Annotated in this window: 17 protein-coding genes and 1 pseudogene; 2 read left to right on the top strand and 16 right to left on the bottom strand. The window is 47.8% G+C overall.

Annotated elements, in window-relative coordinates; all coding sequences use genetic code 11:
• Window positions 1-118 precede the first annotated feature (118 nt).
• From AC50YG_RS11495 to AC50YG_RS11485, 3 genes are all read right to left on the bottom strand, one after another.
• Window positions 119-1,135 carry a Gfo/Idh/MocA family protein gene (locus tag AC50YG_RS11495; RefSeq protein ID WP_494826891.1) on the bottom strand — a complete coding sequence of 339 codons (1,017 nt, stop codon included), beginning with the start codon at window positions 1,133-1,135 and terminating at the stop codon, window positions 119-121.
• Window positions 1,132-1,902: a sugar phosphate isomerase/epimerase family protein gene (locus AC50YG_RS11490; RefSeq protein ID WP_494826890.1), complete on the bottom strand. Its 771-nt coding sequence runs from the start codon at window positions 1,900-1,902 to the stop codon at window positions 1,132-1,134. Before AC50YG_RS11490 ends, AC50YG_RS11495 begins: the two co-directional genes overlap by 4 nt.
• A gap of 106 nt (window positions 1,903-2,008) precedes the next feature.
• Window positions 2,009-2,365: a cupin domain-containing protein gene (locus AC50YG_RS11485; RefSeq protein WP_341282400.1), complete on the bottom strand. Its 357-nt coding sequence runs from the start codon at window positions 2,363-2,365 to the stop codon at window positions 2,009-2,011.
• 240 nt (window positions 2,366-2,605) lie between these two features.
• On the opposite strand from AC50YG_RS11485, the gene AC50YG_RS11480 reads away from it, so the two are divergent.
• Window positions 2,606-3,160, top strand: a complete 555-nt coding sequence (locus AC50YG_RS11480; RefSeq protein ID WP_494826889.1) for a helix-turn-helix domain-containing protein — start codon at window positions 2,606-2,608, stop codon at window positions 3,158-3,160.
• A gap of 56 nt (window positions 3,161-3,216) precedes the next feature.
• A complete protein-coding gene (locus tag AC50YG_RS11475; RefSeq protein WP_494826888.1) occupies window positions 3,217-4,191 on the top strand; it encodes an aldo/keto reductase family protein in 975 nt (324 codons plus the stop codon).
• Between the two features lie 157 nt (window positions 4,192-4,348).
• Here AC50YG_RS11475 and AC50YG_RS11470 read toward each other — a convergent pair whose 3' ends face one another.
• The 13 genes and pseudogenes from AC50YG_RS11470 to AC50YG_RS11410 form a co-directional block, all read right to left on the bottom strand.
• Window positions 4,349-5,563 carry an MFS transporter gene (locus tag AC50YG_RS11470; protein ID WP_473759422.1) on the bottom strand — a complete coding sequence of 405 codons (1,215 nt, stop codon included), beginning with the start codon at window positions 5,561-5,563 and terminating at the stop codon, window positions 4,349-4,351.
• A 277-nt stretch (window positions 5,564-5,840) separates the two neighbouring features.
• Window positions 5,841-6,091: pseudogene (locus tag AC50YG_RS11465) on the bottom strand (sigma factor); the annotation flags it as partial.
• Window positions 6,092-6,870: 779 nt separating this feature from the next.
• The gene (locus AC50YG_RS11460) at window positions 6,871-7,908 is read right to left on the bottom strand and encodes a hypothetical protein (RefSeq protein ID WP_494826887.1); all 1,038 of its coding nucleotides are present in this window, start codon (window positions 7,906-7,908) and stop codon (window positions 6,871-6,873) included.
• A 46-nt stretch (window positions 7,909-7,954) separates the two neighbouring features.
• Entirely contained in the window at window positions 7,955-8,908 is a 954-nt protein-coding gene (locus AC50YG_RS11455) for a methyltransferase domain-containing protein (protein ID WP_494826886.1), read from the bottom strand.
• A 5-nt stretch (window positions 8,909-8,913) separates the two neighbouring features.
• On the bottom strand, window positions 8,914-9,762 hold the full coding sequence (locus tag AC50YG_RS11450; protein WP_494826885.1) for an FkbM family methyltransferase: 849 nt from the start codon (window positions 9,760-9,762) through the stop codon (window positions 8,914-8,916).
• Window positions 9,763-9,802: 40 nt separating this feature from the next.
• Window positions 9,803-10,615: an ABC transporter permease gene (locus AC50YG_RS11445; protein ID WP_494826883.1), complete on the bottom strand. Its 813-nt coding sequence runs from the start codon at window positions 10,613-10,615 to the stop codon at window positions 9,803-9,805.
• A gap of 4 nt (window positions 10,616-10,619) precedes the next feature.
• Complete coding sequence (locus AC50YG_RS11440) at window positions 10,620-11,429, bottom strand: ABC transporter permease (RefSeq protein WP_341282393.1); 810 nt, start codon at window positions 11,427-11,429, stop codon at window positions 10,620-10,622.
• Window positions 11,407-12,411, bottom strand: a complete 1,005-nt coding sequence (locus AC50YG_RS11435) for an ABC transporter ATP-binding protein (protein WP_494826882.1) — start codon at window positions 12,409-12,411, stop codon at window positions 11,407-11,409. The genes AC50YG_RS11440 and AC50YG_RS11435 overlap by 23 nt, the downstream gene beginning before the upstream one ends.
• 32 nt (window positions 12,412-12,443) lie before the next feature.
• The gene (locus tag AC50YG_RS11430; RefSeq protein WP_494826880.1) at window positions 12,444-13,622 is read right to left on the bottom strand and encodes a radical SAM protein; all 1,179 of its coding nucleotides are present in this window, start codon (window positions 13,620-13,622) and stop codon (window positions 12,444-12,446) included.
• Between the two features lie 42 nt (window positions 13,623-13,664).
• The gene (locus AC50YG_RS11425; protein ID WP_341282390.1) at window positions 13,665-14,753 is read right to left on the bottom strand and encodes a radical SAM protein; all 1,089 of its coding nucleotides are present in this window, start codon (window positions 14,751-14,753) and stop codon (window positions 13,665-13,667) included.
• A gap of 27 nt (window positions 14,754-14,780) precedes the next feature.
• Window positions 14,781-15,896, bottom strand: coding sequence for a UDP-glucuronosyltransferase (locus AC50YG_RS11420; RefSeq protein ID WP_494826879.1), 1,116 nt, complete (start codon window positions 15,894-15,896; stop codon window positions 14,781-14,783).
• Between the two features lie 44 nt (window positions 15,897-15,940).
• Window positions 15,941-17,299: an ATP-grasp domain-containing protein gene (locus tag AC50YG_RS11415; RefSeq protein WP_494826877.1), complete on the bottom strand. Its 1,359-nt coding sequence runs from the start codon at window positions 17,297-17,299 to the stop codon at window positions 15,941-15,943.
• On the bottom strand, window positions 17,296-17,547 hold the full coding sequence (locus AC50YG_RS11410) for an acyl carrier protein (RefSeq protein ID WP_341282387.1): 252 nt from the start codon (window positions 17,545-17,547) through the stop codon (window positions 17,296-17,298). The genes AC50YG_RS11415 and AC50YG_RS11410 overlap by 4 nt, the downstream gene beginning before the upstream one ends.
• Window positions 17,548-17,557 lie beyond the last annotated feature (10 nt).

The raw sequence follows: 17,557 nt of genomic DNA, 5'->3' as shown, positions 1-17,557 counted from the left end.
CCATTATAACCAAGTTCCTCTAGATGTCTTTTTGCAGCCTTTTCTGCTTTTGCAGCGGTTTCAGTTCATATGACTTTTGCAGTTGTATGCTCTACCTGCTCTACCTGCTCTACCTGCTCTACCCTAGCAGTCCTTCCTGAAAGGCAACGACCTGATTATTCTTTGCCGACTCGTACGCCCCAGCCAGCAATGAAACCGTATGCAAATTGTCAAACGCACTATTTTCGGCTTCCACGCCAGTCTCCAGCCAGACGAGCAGCTGATTGAGGCCGTCAAATATCGCCTCCTCAATCGGCAGCGCGTGCTCCCATGTCTGCACCGGCTGCGGATTCCAGTTCGGCTCTCCGCTCGGGTCGCGGCGATACAGCCCGATCGTATTGGACGAAGTGCTGAGCACGCCTTCGCTGCCAAGCACGACGAGATCATTTTTATGAAACGGACTGGAGAAGCTTTGGGTAAAATGGGCGCGCACGCCGTTGTCAAACGTCATCAGCACGGTTGCATCCGTCTCCCCTAAACAATCGACCGCCTCCGAGGAGTAGGCGCTACAATAAATGGAAGCCGCCTTGGCATCCGCAATTCGGCGCATACCATCAAACCAATGAATGGCCATGACGGATAAGGCGTGACGCTGTGTATGTACTCGCCAGCCTGCATCCTGCCGATAGAACAAGGAATCAAATTGAATCGACTCCAGCTTGCCGATTGCGCCTGACTTGACCAAATCGCGAATAAAATCAAATGAATGATGCTTGCGGAAATTTTGATTAATGCACACTGGAACGTTCAGCTGCTTGGCAAGCTCTGCTATTTGCTGCGCCTCGGCAAACGTATCGGCGAAAGGCTTTTCCAGAAATACCGGAATGCCCGCTTCCAACAGCGGCCGCATGATGCTTCCACGTATCGTCGAAGGCGTACAGACCACTGCGGCATCTAGCCCGCTATGCGCCAACATTTCCGCAAGATCAGTGTATCTTCCCGCAATGCCGAACTCATCCGCCCGCTCCTGAACGGCCGCTTCGCTTGGGTCGCAAATCGCAACGACCTCTACGCGATCCTGATGATTGGCGTAGCCTCTCAAATGCAGCCGCGTGACAGCCCCTGCACCAACAAATCCAATTTTATATTTTTTCATTCCGCCACTCTCCCCATACCTGATTTCATAAATGGCAAGCATTGCTGCATGCCCATCACTATCTCACCGCCGCTTTCCTCATCCGCCGACATCCAACCCGCGTATCCTATGCGCTGCACTTCCGCCATAATCGGCTGAAAATCAATCGAGCCCTCTCCTAAAATCCGATATTCGCCAGCCGCAAAATCCTTCATATGAAAATTATTGATAAAGGGCGCAAAGCTACGAATGACCTCCGCCACATCGGAAATGCCAGACTTCACCAGATGCGCCGTATCGACCGTCAGTCCCACCCCGTCCTCCGGCCGCAGCTCGCTGAAAAAGGTATCAAAGTCCGCCCGATGCATGACCGGCTGATCATAATGATGATGCAGCGACAGCTTGAGTCCGCTGCTTTTCGCTTCCTTGCCCAGCTCCGCGAACAGCCTCGCAAAGCCAGAGATAGCTTCCTTGTCTAGTCCCGTCCTTGGGACGCTGTGACAGTAGACGATCAGCTCCGTGCCCACCTGCTTCCCAAAGCGGAAAATACGGCGCAGCTCCTCCTTGCTGTCATCGCTAAGCAGCGTACCTCCCGTAATAAGCGCGGAAGCAAGGCCCGGCCGCTGTCCCCAGCGTTCTATAAACCGCTCCGGCTCCTCCATGTGGGGCATATATTGATTCCATTTGAGCTGCAAGCCTTCGTAGCCCGCCGCCTGATAGCCATGAATTAACGCTTCCTCTTCCGCTGTCCCCGCTGTTGGCCGGGAAAAAGCATACCGGATTCCCACTTGTCATCCTCCCTGCTTTCTGCTTTCTACGTTCTACGTCGTGCCACCTGCTTGAACATGCCTATGCTCTGCTCATACTAGGTCGCCCAACGCTCGAAAGGCCGCTCTACTCGCCCACCGTTTCCCGATCGACTGCGGAATACGCAATGATCATTCGGCACGGCTCCCAGCTCGTTACCTTGGCATGATGCAGCACATTTTGAGGAATACGCAGTGCCATGCCTGGCTTCAAATGATACATTTCATCCCCTAGCGAATGATCGCATTCGCCTGACAGCACAAAAATAATTTCCTCACAGTTCGGATGCCGATGGCGTCCATTTTCCTGGCCTGCATTAATGTAAACCTGCCCAAATGTCATTTGGCCCTCAGGATCGATTTCTTGTCCATATAACCATGCTATTTTGCCCCAGCCCATATCCAGCACGTGCTGCTCCTCATTTAAATCCGCCGCTTTAACCATACTGTCCCTCCTAGTTTCATATAGCCTTCAATGCTTCAACTTCTCAATTTTTCAAGATTTCAAAACTTCTAGTCTTCTAAACTTCAACGCTTCAATGTTCCAAGCATTTAGCTCAAGGTGATTGCAGGTTTATTTTAATTCAACCAAGTTGAATTATCAACAACTTTATTGAACCGTTTTCAACTCAGTCCTTTTATGATACGATAGAGGGCAAGTATGACAAATAAAGGTGTGTGACTGATGAGCCTCGGCAAAAGAATCCGGCTGATCCGCATGGAACAGAAGCGGACGCAGGAAGAAATCGCAAAACAGTGCGGCTTTACGAAGAGTCTCCTGTCCAAAATTGAAAACGATCTATCCGCTCCTCCGGTGGCGACACTGATGAAAATTGCCGGAGCTTTAGGTGTTCGGGTGTCCGACCTGATTGAAGAGCAGAGCGCCAATGCGACCGTATTCAATTCTAGCCTGCAGTACAGCGATAAAGACAGCTGGCTCCGGACAGACAGAGGGTATTCCTTCTACGCGTTTGCCAGCGAGCGCAGAGACAAGCTGGTCCAGCCTTATTTGATTACGGCCCGCAAAGGCGAGGTCAAGCCGCACGGCTTCTCCCATGAGGGCGAGGAATTTATTTATATGATCAGCGGCGAGATGACGTATAAGGTTGGTTCGACTGAATATTCGCTGCATCCGGGGGATACGCTTTATTTCAATTCGCTGGAGGAGCATCTCCTCTGCCCCGTATCAGACGAAGTGACGTACATGGCTATCTTTACGCAAAAATCACTGGAGCAATAACGGCGGCTGCCAGAGACGAGCATTTATTTTTTCAATGAAAACGGAGGAATCAGGGTATGAAATACAGACGCGTTGGTTCAAGCGGCATTAAAGTAAGCGAAATCGGTCTTGGAAGCTGGCTCACCTACGGTACAGCTACCGAGCAGAAAGCGGCTGATGCTTGCATTCAGCAAGCCTTTGAAAGCGGCATCAATTTCTTCGACACTTCCAATGCCTATAACCGCGGCGAAGGCGAGCGGGCGCTCGGCAGCGCCCTGCGTCCATTCGAGCGCGCAAGCTACGTGCTTTCGACGAAGGTCTTCTTCAATATGGGTGACGGCCCCAATGACGGCGGCTTATCGCGCAAGCATATTATGGAGCAGTGCGACGCCAGCTTGAAACGTCTCGGCACCGACTATATTGATATTTATTTTTGCCATCGCTATGATCAGAATGCTCCGCTGGAAGAGACGCTGCGGGCGCTGGACGATTTGACCGCACAGGGCAAAATTTTGTATTCCGCTGTCAGCGAATGGAGCGCCGCTCAAATCGCTGATGCGACCGGCATTGCAAAGCGGCTGAACCTGCGTCCGCTCATTTCCAACCAGCCGATCTACAATATGTTTGAGCGATATATCGAGCAGGAAGTCATCCCTGTCAGCGAGCGGGAAGGCCTTGGTCAGATCGTCTTTTCGCCGCTGGCGCAAGGCATTCTGACCGGAAAATACAGAAAAGGCCAGCAATTGCCTACAGATAGCCGCGCTGCCAATGACTCGATCAACCATGTGCTGAAAAGCTATTTACGGGACGATGTCCTTGACTGCGTAGAACAGCTGGACGGGCTGGCTAGCCAGCTTGGCGTCTCCATTTCCCAGCTTGCGCTGGCATGGGTGCTGCGCTTGCCGGGCATCAGCTCCGCGCTAATTGGCGCGAGCCGTCCACAGCAAATCGTCGAAAACGTCAAAGCTGTCGAGCTGGTGCTTTCGGCAGATGTTGTCCAAGAAATTGAAGGCATTTTGGAGCAAGTGAAGCATTTCGCGCCGCTTAGATAACAGCTGCGTGCGCTAAATTCTGCTGCGTGCTGTATATTTTCCAAAAGAAGAACCCCTCTCCCTGATCAAGCAGCGTTCGGCTTGCCGAAACTGCTATAACTCAGGAGAGGGGCTTTTTTTCGTTTAGAGAACGGTGCTTTTCTTGGCTCTTGCTCGCTTAAAGATCAGGATCAATCCCTTTTGTTTCTTTACCTAGAAAAGCAACCGCCAGCGCACCGCATACGATCGCCACAAAGAAAATAATGAACACCGTTTGAATCGATGTGCCGCCTGCCACGAGCATCCCCACCATGTAAGGGCCAATGATGCCCCCGATCCGGCCAAAGGAAGCGGCAAAGCCTGCTCCCGTTGCGCGAACCGCCGTCGGATATTGCTCCGGCGTGTAAGCATACATCGCTCCCCAAGCGCCAAGGTTGAAGAAAGACAGGCAAGCTCCGGCAGCAAGCAGCATACCTTCTGTCGTCGCGCTGCCGAACCAGATGGCACTTACCGCCGTCAGCAGCAAATAGGTGACCAGCACAAATTTGCGCCCCAGCTTCTCGATGAAATAGGCCGCTGTAAAATAGCCCGGAAGCTGTGCCAGTGTAATGAGCAGCACATATTGAAAGCTTTTGACCAGCCCGAAACCTTTCAGCACCATCACGGTCGGCAGCCACAGAAACATGCCGTAATACGAGAAAACGACCGTTAGCCACAGCAGCCACAGCATGATCGTGGAGCGGCGATGCTTCGGCGACCAAATCGCCGCCAGCCGCTCGCGCAGCGGCAAAACTTTCCCCTTTTGCGCCACATATCGCGGTGAATCCTCTATTGCTCTGCGCAGATACAACGCGTACAGTGCTGGAACCGCTCCAATAATAAACGCCGCTCGCCAGCCATAGGCCGGAATAATAAAATACGAGACGAGCGCAGCGACAATCCATCCGCCTGCCCAGAAGCTTTCCAAAAGCACAATCGCTCTCCCTCTGTCCTTCACGGGAACCGACTCGGACACAAGCGTCGAAGCGACGGGCAACTCGCCGCCGAGTCCAAAGCCGCCTACGAAACGCAAGAGGCACAGCACGGTAAAGGTGCCCGCCAACGCGGACAGGCCGCTCGCCGCCGAGAAAATGAGCAGCGTCCACAGCAAAATCGTCCGGCGTCCGTAGCGGTCCGCCAGCGCCCCCGCCGCTGCCGCTCCCACCGCCATGCCGATGGAATTAATTGCAGTCAGCTGTCCGATCTGCTCGGTGCCAAGCCCCCATTCTACGCTCAGGGCAGCCACGATAAAGGACAGCATGCCGACATCCATCGCATCGAACATCCAGCTGAGCCCGGCGCTGAACAGCAATTTGCGTTGTTTTTTGTCTTGCAGCAATGATGCCTGTTTCATTTTGTTCTAACTCCTTATGTAAGCATGTGATTTATTTATCATCGCATCTTCTGACTTATTGGACAAGCTTCATTATTATAACCACCCTGCAAAACGTTAGCCCCTTCTCCCTTTCCGAAGCCTAGTAACTATAAGTAAAACCCTCCCACCCAAGTTTTGTTGATGTAGCTTGGAATGGAGGATATTTGCAAGGTCATAAACAGCTTATTCACTAATTGATTAAGAACCATCAATATTAGGAACTCCACATGTGTTAAGTGTGTGTACAGACAAAAAAACCAAACCGACCAATAACAACTTCCTTCTCGCGGTCATCCAATATATCAAGATTTTTATAAATCTTGCTCTTCTCAATCTTCAGCTGCATCTTATCCACAATATCATTTCGTTCTCAATACAACGAGCCACGAACGTCGCGAGCTTCGTACCTTTTCCAGTCTGGATGCTCTCGATGGCTTTAATCAATCCAATCGTTCCGATGGAGATTAGATCCTCTAAATCCTCCCCGGTATTGTCGAATTTTTTGACATTTTGAACACGATCCGATGTAAGTTCAAAAAAATAAACCATTCACTGTCAGAGACAGTAATCGGTTTATTTAATCTGGAGCTACTCTTCTTTCTAAGTGGAGTTCGATACTTCGTATCCACTCAGGCAGTAATATTTCATAATATTTTATTGTGGTTCGATCAGCCTCCAGGACAATCTCGCCTTCGGCGCTGCTATTATCTATAACAATTAAGTGATCAATAAGCTCCAAGTGCTCAATTAAATTTTCCAATGATGTCTGATGACGTCTTTTCACCACTACTGTATTCTTTTAAAAAATCACCTTCTCGTGTTTTATATACAATGTAAGTGCCGTTTGCTTTGGCGTCCAATTTGGCTCTGTCGCCAGTTAATTTTATAAATTTACTTAGATCGTTTATTCGATTCACCTTTCTCACCATTCAATCGAAATCATATACTAAAAGTATAGCAAATCTAATTTGTAATATTCGGGTAATTATTAAGTCATTAATCCCAAAACAAGAAAACCGGCATTTGCCGGCTTCCTTAATCCTATTTCTTCATGTATGTCTTAAAATTAATCCTGTAACTTTACTTCGTGGTATTGTAGGATCATGATACACAATGTATACCTTGGAAAACTGCTCATATAGTTCTTAAATCGCTGTTGAATTTCAAGGACTCCCCTATTAATTGTGGTCTCTAGTTATAGTTGTTAGGTGCCCTCGGATCAATGTCTGGCTCATTTCTAGCACTATTAAATGTGATTTTACCTGACTCATATTGTTGGTTCAGCTTTACAATCTCGCAGCCTTTAACATTAAATAAAAGTGATTATTAAAATGCACTTCATTCGTATATATTTTTGTCAATAAACCAATGCACTTGTCTATTATTTCCCCAGTGAACTTTTTGGACATGATGGCTTTATTCGAATAGATCCTTACTGTCTTCCAGTCATTAATAATTTGGTCCAATAACGAGTCAATCGTATGTTTTGCATTGATATGATCAATGTTGTACTTATAGAGAGTATTTAACCTGTATTTCTCAGAACATTTTCTATAAATAGTACTGCTTAGTGTTTCTATAATCGTTTCATTTGTTATAATGAGCTCGAAATTTTCTGCCAACATCAATATATTATTCAAACTTTCCGTTATTTCATTTTGATACCTGCACATATTTTCTACAAATTTATTGATGTTTTTTTGTGCTAGCTTCTTATTGTTCAAGATATCATGATCAGCGGGGGACACTAGTGCATATTCCCAAAAGTAGTTTGGCATTTTTACGTGTTCCGAACTCATGCACGACAATTTAAATTCTGAAAATGGTAAAGAATATTGTCTGTATTCTGTAATATCATCAACCGTATATATTTCCTCGGTAGTAAGATTAAAGCCATAGACAAAAACAGGATGCAGTCCATGTTTTTTGTTATAGTAAAAGTCTCTCCCATGTTGATAAAATAAATCAATAAAAATGGAAATCGGATTACCACTAGAAATAGAGTTTATTATCTCATCTTGTAAAGTATCTAATGCAGGAGATTTTCTCCGAATAGAGATACCCATTTCCTCAAGTATCTTATCTCCATCCTCGAGATCCAACACTTCTAACTTGAAATATCCTCTTGTTTTTATTTTTTGTTTATCAAATCTATAAATACTAATGACATTATTCAAAATCGGCAGCTCATCTTTTTTAAAATAATTTGCAAGCGTTAATAGCAAATTGTAGTCGCAATTAAAATAAGGAAAATTATGATGAGGAAACATTTTTATCATTCCGTCGAATGGTTGAAAGGTATCTAGAGAAACAATTTCTTCCATAAAATATTTCTCCTATACTAAAATTATTGTCGGTATTAAATCTATGTTACCTCTTAACAAGATTCATCATACGGTATTGCCGCGTTCCAGCCTTCATCTCTTCATATTTCTTCGAGCCGGGCAATGCGATGAAATCATTGATATCTCCAATATTCGTGCTCGCGTTGGCGTTGTTCGCAATCCCTTGTGTGCCAGTACGTTGCTTTGCGTTCTCATCACACGATAGAAGGACATTCGAAGTCACATCCTGATTGCGGATTACAGACAGGCCTGCTTCCTCTAACAGCCTCACGTTCTGCGCTACCTGATCTTCCAGCATCAGCTCCGTATACAGAAATACGCCGCCATATCTCATTATCCGGTACACCTCTTCATAGAAGCGTGATCGATTCGGATAGGCATGCGCGGATTCCATATTCAATACAACATCGAAACTCTCGTCTGCAAACGGTATATTCTCCGCATCGCCGACGATATAGAAAGATTCAACGAATCGGGATTTGGCACTGCAATACGCAATATTCGCCGGGCAGATGTCGAGACCGACAATAGACAGAGGCTTGAAATATTTATGCAAAGCTGCTATGTTCCCTCCCCTGCCGCATCCGATGTCGATAACCTGCTGCTCCCGAATCGCCGTCCTGCCCACTGCCTCGAGCAGCAGCTTGACTGAATTTTTATTCCATACATCGTCGGGCTCGATCACCGCATGTTGCTCATTCCCGTACGAGACGTAACCATAGTTTAAAAAGGTTGCGAATCGGCCTATACCGGAAAGCGCAAGGGAGTTCGAAATCTCGCTATAATCTCGAATTTCGCCCTCTTTACGATTCCAATCGGAAGGGTGGACAAACTGCTCACACCGGTCGAGCATCGATACATAACGATTATCGATCGTATATGCCGCATCGCAGTTGCGGCATTGCAGCAATGCATCCGACTGGGCCAGCTCGCCCTTGCAGCTGGAGCATACCAACCTTGCATGCAGATGCTGTAACATGACTATCACCCAGCCGACGTATGCATTTGATTCAACGCGTACACATTGTAGTAATTTGGGATATTCAAATCTTCGTAGTAATCGATCACGGCATGGAAGCCGTTGGTTCGGAAGATGTTCTCGAGCCTGCTGATCTGCTCTCCGTCCAGTCCGTGTACCTCCATTACAATTTGCTTGATTTTGCCCCAATCTTCCGGATGGATGCCTTCCAGCACCTCGAACTCACTTTTCTCCACGTCGATTTTGAGCAGATCAATTTGGTTCAGATCGTAATAGCGGATCATTTCGGAGATCGTAGTTAGCTTGCAACGATAAATTTGTTCATTCAGAAGCTTCGGCGACATAAGATGATCGACAAAGCGGTTTAGCATTCGCGGGTCAGCGAAATTATCTTCGTAATGGTTGATTAACCCGTATCGGAGATCTTGATCGTGGTTCTCCCGGTATTTGATCTGGACAGAGTCCGTGGACATCGTAGGAAAATAGGCAAACTCCGCTTCCTTGATCTCATTGGAAAGCCCGATGTTAACCGTCGTTACGCGAGGCAGCGAGCTCGTATTCATCTTCAAGAGCTTAAACGTCGGAGGCAGTGGCTCAAAGGCATATACCCTGCAGTCGCTCTTGCTGCTGACATATAGGCTGAACATGCCGATATTAGCCCCGACGTCCATGACCGTGCCATTATCCGGGAGCGTAATACCGTGCTTGAAATACATCTCCTTGTGGAAAATCTCGTTGTAGAGAAACTCGGTCTCGCCTTCGTTGTTTTGATAAATTTCAATCCCGTTGTGCAGCCGTTTCTTTGTAATGGCTTCTGTCTGCAACGGATGGCGCTCATGCTCCGTCCTGCTCATTCGATTCACCTTCTCAACAATTTGTTTATAGGGCATTTCTCTAACCGCTGGCGCTTTCATAGCGTTTGACGGCCATCTTCCAGAACAGCCTGACCACTAGAAGCGATATAACGGGAGCTGCAAAAATCCATATCCCAAGGAACAAGTCCAAGCGATCGATCAAATAAACCGACGGCATGTTGGTGATGAACAAGATCGGCACGACATACAGCCCTATTCTCCGCAGCCATTTGGGGTATATGTACATCGGCATATTGTTTAAGTCCCAACATTTGTCGAGTATTTCGAAGATCGAACCGGACTTCACCGTCCAGAAGGCAAGAATTTGCGGAAGTAGAAGCACCGAATAGGTCACGATCGTGCTACTCAAGATCACGCCGATATATCCGGCCAAGTGAATCAAGCTTGGCTCGATGTCAAGACGCCGCCAGGCCAGTACGATCATCGTGATCCCTGCGATCAGGTTCGGGATCGGAAACGCGAAGTTAACGTGCCGGAATGAAATCATGAACTGCAGCGATAGCGGCTTCGTCATATACAAGTCCAGCGTCCCGTTGCGGATATGGCCGGCGAATCTATAAAAGTTATCCATAAACAGTCCTGTATAGATTGCGATCATAATCGTATAGGTCCCAGTGAAGATCAACATCTGGTCAGGAGAAATTCCATTGATTTCGATCCCGAGCTGGAAAACGAACAAGATATAGATCAGCTTGGAAAACAGAAATACGGTCTCCATGATCAAACCGGAGTAAAAATTCGCTTTGTATTCCATGTAACCGACCAAGCTATTCTTTGCGAAAATAAAGAACATACGTATATGCTTCCGAATCTCCGTCAAGCTGATACTCACAGAACTAACCTCCAACGGCTACATATTTCCTCATCCCGGAATCCCACGACAACTTGGAGATTATCATAAGCACAATTACCCAGACCGCCTGTAAGAGGAGCCCACGCACGATTTCATGAATCGTCAAGCTCCCATTGATGATGTTAACCGGGAAGAATACGACATATTGAAACGGTAAATAGCTGGAGATTCTAGCAAACGTATCTCCGAAAATATTAAGCGGAAAGATGGCGCCACTGAGCAGATAGACGCCTTGGTTGAACGCGATATAAACGCCCCAAACCTCAGTAATGATGAACGCAAGAGCACTAATCGAATAAAAAAGCAGGAAGTTGATGAGCAGTCCGAACAGAATGCTGACCAAGAACATAACGATCTGCACCCCTCTAAGCTGAAACTCCCAAATCTGAGTAAAAACAATCATCAGTATGACGAATAAGACAAGGACGACCCCGGTCTGAACCGTTTTCCCACCGAAAAAATTGCATATCCGATAGCTGAAATAATGAATGGGCTGAGCTATAAATTTACTCAGGCCACCCGTCTTGATATCATTCGCGATTTCCCCTTCGAAGCCGGCAGAAACCAGCTTGGAGACGACGCCGGACAACACGGAATAAATGATTATCTGCGAATAAGAATAGCCGTTAATGATCTCCTGCGGCGAACTGCGAAACACGGCCGTCCAGAGGAAGCATTGGACGAGAATGATGAAGCCGCCGCTGATGATACTCATCAGGAAATCGGTCCGATACTCCATCGCATTCTGAAGCGCAAGGATGTACGTCCTTTTATACTTCTGCAAGGCTTTCATGTCTGATCCCATCTTTCTGATACAAGCTTTCGATGCCTCGCTCGACAGGTATATCTTCAATTGTGAAATCGAGGATCGGGAACCGGTCCAGCATCATCTTGGAAAGCCGCTGGAGGTCATGCTTATCGATCTCCATGACGGCATTCATGCCGTCATGTTGCATGATAGTGCCATAGTCGCTTAGCGCTTGCCTCGGCACTTCGTCCGTAAATTGCAGCTTGATGATTTTTTTTGCATGAAACAGCTCGTTCACACGCCGAAGATCGCCGTCGTATACGATCTTCCCTTGATTGATGATGACCGTTCGTTTGCATAGATCCTCAATATCCGCCATGTAGTGGCTTGTCAGAATGACCGTTGCTTTCGTCTGCTGGTTATAATTTTTCAGGAACTCCCGAATGCGCTTCTGCGAAATCAGATCGAGTCCGATTGTAGGCTCATCCAGGAAAATCACCTTGGGCCGGTGAATGAGCGACGCAATTAGCTCCATCTTCATCCGTTCCCCCAGCGAAAGCCTCCGCACCTGAATGTTGAGCAGGTCTTTTACGTCAAGCATCTCCGTAAGCTCATCCAGGACAAGGTTGTAGGGCTTATCCTCGACCTCATAGATGCATTTGTTCAGGTACAACGATTCGTTTGCCGGTAAATCCCACCACAACTGTGATTTCTGCCCCATCACGATCGAGAACTGCATCTTGAATTCTTTCTTTCGTTCCCAAGGGACATAGCCTAATACATTCGCCTTCCCGCTTGTCGGATACAAGATGCCGGACAGCATCTTAAGCGTAGTCGTTTTGCCGGAACCGTTCGGACCTAAGAATCCGACCATCTCGCCTTGCTCGATTACAAGTGATATTTCACTAACCGCTTCTTTGATCAGTGATTTCCGCTTCACTAAATTTTTCAGCGATTTTTTAAACCCCAATTCTTTTTCGTAGTAATTGAAGCTTTTGGATAAGCGTTCCACTTGGATAATGCTCACTGGTGCACCTCATTTATGCTAATGTAGAATAGTTAAACACCGTGCAAATGCAAGACACTGCACTTGGAACATGCCGGTGTCAGTCGTTCGTCCATCATTTCCCTTATCCTTCTGTAGGTCATGCTATGCCATAATTCCTGTACGGACGCTTCATTTAATTTGCCGATCTCGAACTCCTTGAAAAATTTGCACGCGACAATCGTTCCATCGGGCGTAATATCCATCCGGTTCGAGAGAGCCAGGCACTTCTTGTTCATTGTGCCTTTACCCCTCACCTCTTTGCCGAGCACGAAATCTTCGATCTGATCATGATCCAGATTCGGCTGGTAGCGCAAACGCATTTTCCAGACCCGATTGTTAACCCGGTCCAACTCGCTCATCAAAGCAGGGATACGCTCCGGATCGAGCTTGTAGTTAAAGGCGTGCCAGCTTCGTTCGCCCTTGTGCTCGCTCGCCGGAAGGAAGTCGAACTTCTGGTCAAAGTAATCGTCCATTCCCTGCGAGCATTCGTCCGAGATGTACCACGGGAAGCAGACCATGACCAGATCTACGCCGACGCCCTCCAGAAAGTCCAGCAGATCGTAAAGCTTGTCGGTCATAGCATCGTTAACGACGGTATGGATCGAAATTTTGCCCCTGAATCGGTTTTCCTTGCGCAGCTCGACTAGCATCCGGATAGCATCTATCGCCTTGTTGAATACCCCTTTGCCGCGAAGCGCATCATTCTCTTCTTCGAATCCATCAAGCGCAATGAGCAACTCCAAGTTGTCGGAGATTCTCAGCAAGGCGTCCAGCTTTCGCTCAATCAGCATCGCGTTCGTGCAGATCGTCGTCTCGCGAGGATAGGCTTCAAGCAAATCGGCCAAACGGTCGAAATGGCTGTATACGAGCGGCTCGCCGCCCCAGATATAGAGTCTCGACTTGGCTGGCTCCGTCTCGAGGATCAGTTTCTCCAGCAGCCCGTAGTCGAGCTGTTCCCGCTGCTGCTCCGGTGTCATGAAGTGATGGTAGCCGGTGTCGTTCCATTGATAGCAATGCTTGCAGCGCAAGTTGCATTGGTTCGTCAGTTTAATCCCGACCGACTCTGGCAACGGTGTCGCGTAACCCGCTATTTTCTCCATGTTCCGCTTTGTTTCCACCGTATTCTTGATAGTACGTTTCAATATTTGCAAATCCTTTGGGGAATGTTTAATCTCTGATTTCGGATTCATATCAACACACCCTTCTTAAACATATTAGGTCATTCACATGAATCAATAGATATAATACCTTGAACAAGCCGTACAAATCGGAAGCATATTTTTTTTCATATACGCGCGATAATCTTTGTACTTGTCACTACTCCAGATATCCAGCAAACTCTCTTCGTTCACGTTGCCGAAGGTCAAATCATAGAAGGCATGGCAGGGCGAAACGTCGCCCCTTGCCGTAATCTCCGCATAAACCCATGGAAGGGAGCACCGATTTCGTTTATCAGCCATCTGATGGAATTGCCCCGAGAAATAGTTGCTCAAATTTTGTTCATCTATCGTCTTCGGATAGGTGATCACATGGATGCGGTTTTTCAAGCAATACTCTTTAACATTATTGAGCTGTCTCGTCAATTCCGGAATATCGATCTGGCTGAACGAACTGGTGTCCCGCCACACCATCCCCTTGGCATAAGGAGCTTCATGCACATCGAATTTTTCACTAAGAACCTCCACATATTGGGCATACTGCTCTTCCGTTGCATAGAGCTGCACTTCCATGCTGATATGGTCCAACATCGACAAGTCGATATGCTTAAAGAAAAATTCCTCGACGTACATATAGTTCAAGGGCGTAATGATAAAGGATACACCCATCTTCGGAAATTGCTTGCCTTTGCTTTCCCGAAGCTCATAGAGCTTCTCGATCCCCTTGATTACTTTCTTGAATACGCCTTTGCCCCTCTGCCTGTCGTTGATTTCCTCAGGGCCGTCGAGCGACATCCAGATCTTATTGGGAGCAGTCTCGACGAGCATCTCGGCATGCTGCTCGAGCAATGTGCCGTTAGTGGGGAAGTCCGCTATCCCTCCATAATGATTGATCATGGCGAGAATGTCGCTCAGCCAAGGGTACATCAGCGGCTCGCCGCCGAAGAAATCGTAATACGGCTTGCCCGGGCTGCACTCGACGATGATCTTTTTGATCAGATCCGGATCCAACTGCGCTAACGTTTTTTTGCTTTTATAGGGCCCTTCGAGTCCCCACTCATAGCACATCTTGCATCGTAAATTGCACTCCTCCAACAGCTGCAAGACGATCCATCTCGGATAGCTTGTCGTATCTTGGGCGACACTCAATTTGTTTACGCTCATCGCATAACCCCTTCTGCCATTGAAATCTTACCCCTTCGTTAACGCGACTCTCGCACAATAATGATCCACATAATTCGTCCGTTCTCCGGGTCTGTTCATGATCGCTTGATGCATCTCCTTAAGGACCTCTACGGAAAAATCCATCTCCCGCCACTTCTCGTAGCGTATTCCGAACCCAAGCGACTCCCACAATTCCAAATTGCTAAGCTCGTGACTTCCGAACGGCTCCAGCAGAATAAGAGGGGTTTCGGATGCAAGTGAGTCGATCAATGTGCCCGCTCCCGGCTTGGCCACGATAGCCATCGCCTCCGAAGCGACGTCGAATAACCAATGATGATCAACCTTAGCGGCGTATGAATTCGTATCTTCTCCCGTTATTTCGATGTATGGCGGAAACTCGTGCAGGCCGTTCGCACTCTTCACCCATGCACACCATTCCGGATCGTTCATCCAATATCGGTGATCGGGATCGGGCTTCGCTTCCTTCCAATCGTAAGCTACGATATCAAGCCCATAGTTATGGCCGACAAGCTCTGGAACTTTACTTTGATAAGTGCCCATCCCCCAGCCGCCGCCATGAACAACAAGCCGCCGCTTTCTCGATTCGAAGGGCAGTGGCGTACCATGAAGAACCGGGATTTCGCATCGAATCTCCATCTTGTCGGTGTCATAGAGACAAGCATTGAAATAATACTCGTCATAGCGAGGATGAAACTTCTTCAGGCTCTTCCAAGACGGGGCCAGATCTGAATCGACGTAGAGCAGGTCTACATGAATTTGATTCGGCAGCATCTTCTCCCTATACAAATCCAGAATATAGACCCAGTGTCCGGATAGCGATATGAATTCGTACCGCCCTTCCGCTTTCCACGCCTCCAGCAATAGCTCGACCTGGGCATAATCAATGCTGCTGCGGATATCCATCGGCATTCGGGCTGATAAATTGGCAAGTGCGAAATTATTGTGGTAAGCCTTCCTGCTGTCTGCAATATGATCCATCTTGTCTTGCTCCAAATAGCTTTCGAACACGAGCACTTCCGTCGCGATATCCCTTTTCTCGAAATCGCTTGCAGCTAACAGGCCGGGAATATAGAAACCCAAACCGAAACCCGAGCATAGAATCGTTACTTTCCGCTTACCCATAAAATTTCTTCCTCCATTCATGGCTTCAAGCGCTTCGGACTGCATCAGCCAACGATCTTGAAGGATAACGACGACAGCACCTCCTTAACCTTAGCGGTCAATCGTTCGTTATCCCATTCCCCCTCGATCAACGAATAATACAATCTGCCTTTCACCTGCTTATTCCGGATCCCCTTGCACTCGCTGATGACTTTGTTAATAAAGAGCGTATTCGCGCTTAACGGTAAAATGCCGAACCCTCGATCAGGCTTATATAGAACACCCTCGCGGTCCAGCGATTCCAGCAATTGATCGAATGGTACATCGCATGCAAACTGTAAGGTCGCATGCGTCATGCTCCCGGCCGTATCGTGCTTCTCCAGGTATCGGTCAACGTAATGCTTGATCAGACTCATCGATCTTCTTGCATTCACCTCAACGATCGGAACGATGCGGCCGTCTGTCAACAGCATAGAATCGACGCATACGTCGCCGTGATAGCCCGACCGGTAAAGCTCGCGAGCCGCCAGTTTCATTACATCAAAATACTCCGCTTCCTGCAGCATATGAAGCAGCCTATCGTCGGCTGTATAGGAGCCTTGGTAAGCGAAATTGTGATTGACCAATTGCTGCACTGAGATATGTTGGTAAGTACCGTCCGGATCGATATGGAATTGGCAAGAAAAATCCAATTCCTTGCGGAGGAACGGCTCAATAATAAACCGAACCGTTCTTCCCTTGCTGCACTGATCGGCGAGATAGGATGTGACTCGCTGCAAAATCGCTTCCGACTCGATCAGCAAATTCCCCTTCCCGGATACCCCAAACTCATCTTTGATCAGGAAGGGTCCTTGATTCAGCAAAGTCAAGCCGCTTGCCAGCAGCTCTTCGTGAGAATAGACCGTCTGGCTGTCACACCGAAGATCAAGGCGACGGTTCAATTCGGTTGAATACAGCTTCGAATTGACAGTCTGAACCGTTTCGATAGCTGGAAAATCCTGTTCCAGCCCGTAACGCGCCGCAGTACGATCCGCCCCCGGAATGACGGCAAAGGGCGACAACCGGGCACCGTCCAGCCAGTGTAGATCCATGTCACCCATTCGATCGGCTGATGTGAGCAGGTCGAATATATTGGCGGTTCTGCCTGCGCTTCCTCCATCAGGACTCTCGAGATCGGTTGAATTGGAAAGAAATTTAAATCCGATCTCATGCAAATACTCTTTATGGCAAACGTTCATTCGATAGCGAGTAATGAGCCTATCCTGCGCCTCGCAAAATGGGAAGAGCAGCTCATCCATGGCCATCACGACATTCTCCATTTCAGGATCGTGAAACGACGGCAGTTTGGCTAGATTAGGGTCGCGCCAGAAGCGTTCCGCGTCAAACGTCCCGATAATGAGCTCGAACTTGCGTCTATCGTTCATACAGGTGCTGTCTTCTGCAGCTCCGAGATATAATTGCAGAAGGTCGTGACCGACTCCATAAGATTGAAGTCGAATTGTTCAAAATCGATTTCAATACCGAAACGCTCTTCCACCTTTAATACGAAAGTAATTAGCTGTAAAGAGTCCAATCCCCCGTCTTCCATGATGTTGGAATGCTCGTTCAAGCTGTTTGCCAGTTGGGCGTCGTCCTTGATTTCGCTTATCATCGCTATGATTTGTTCTTGCATAGGTACCTCC

This window comes from Paenibacillus sp. J31R34, assembly GCF_059383715.1.
The sequence above is the reverse complement of the archived record's forward strand: the minus strand, read 5'-3'. Positions and strand labels throughout refer to the sequence as shown.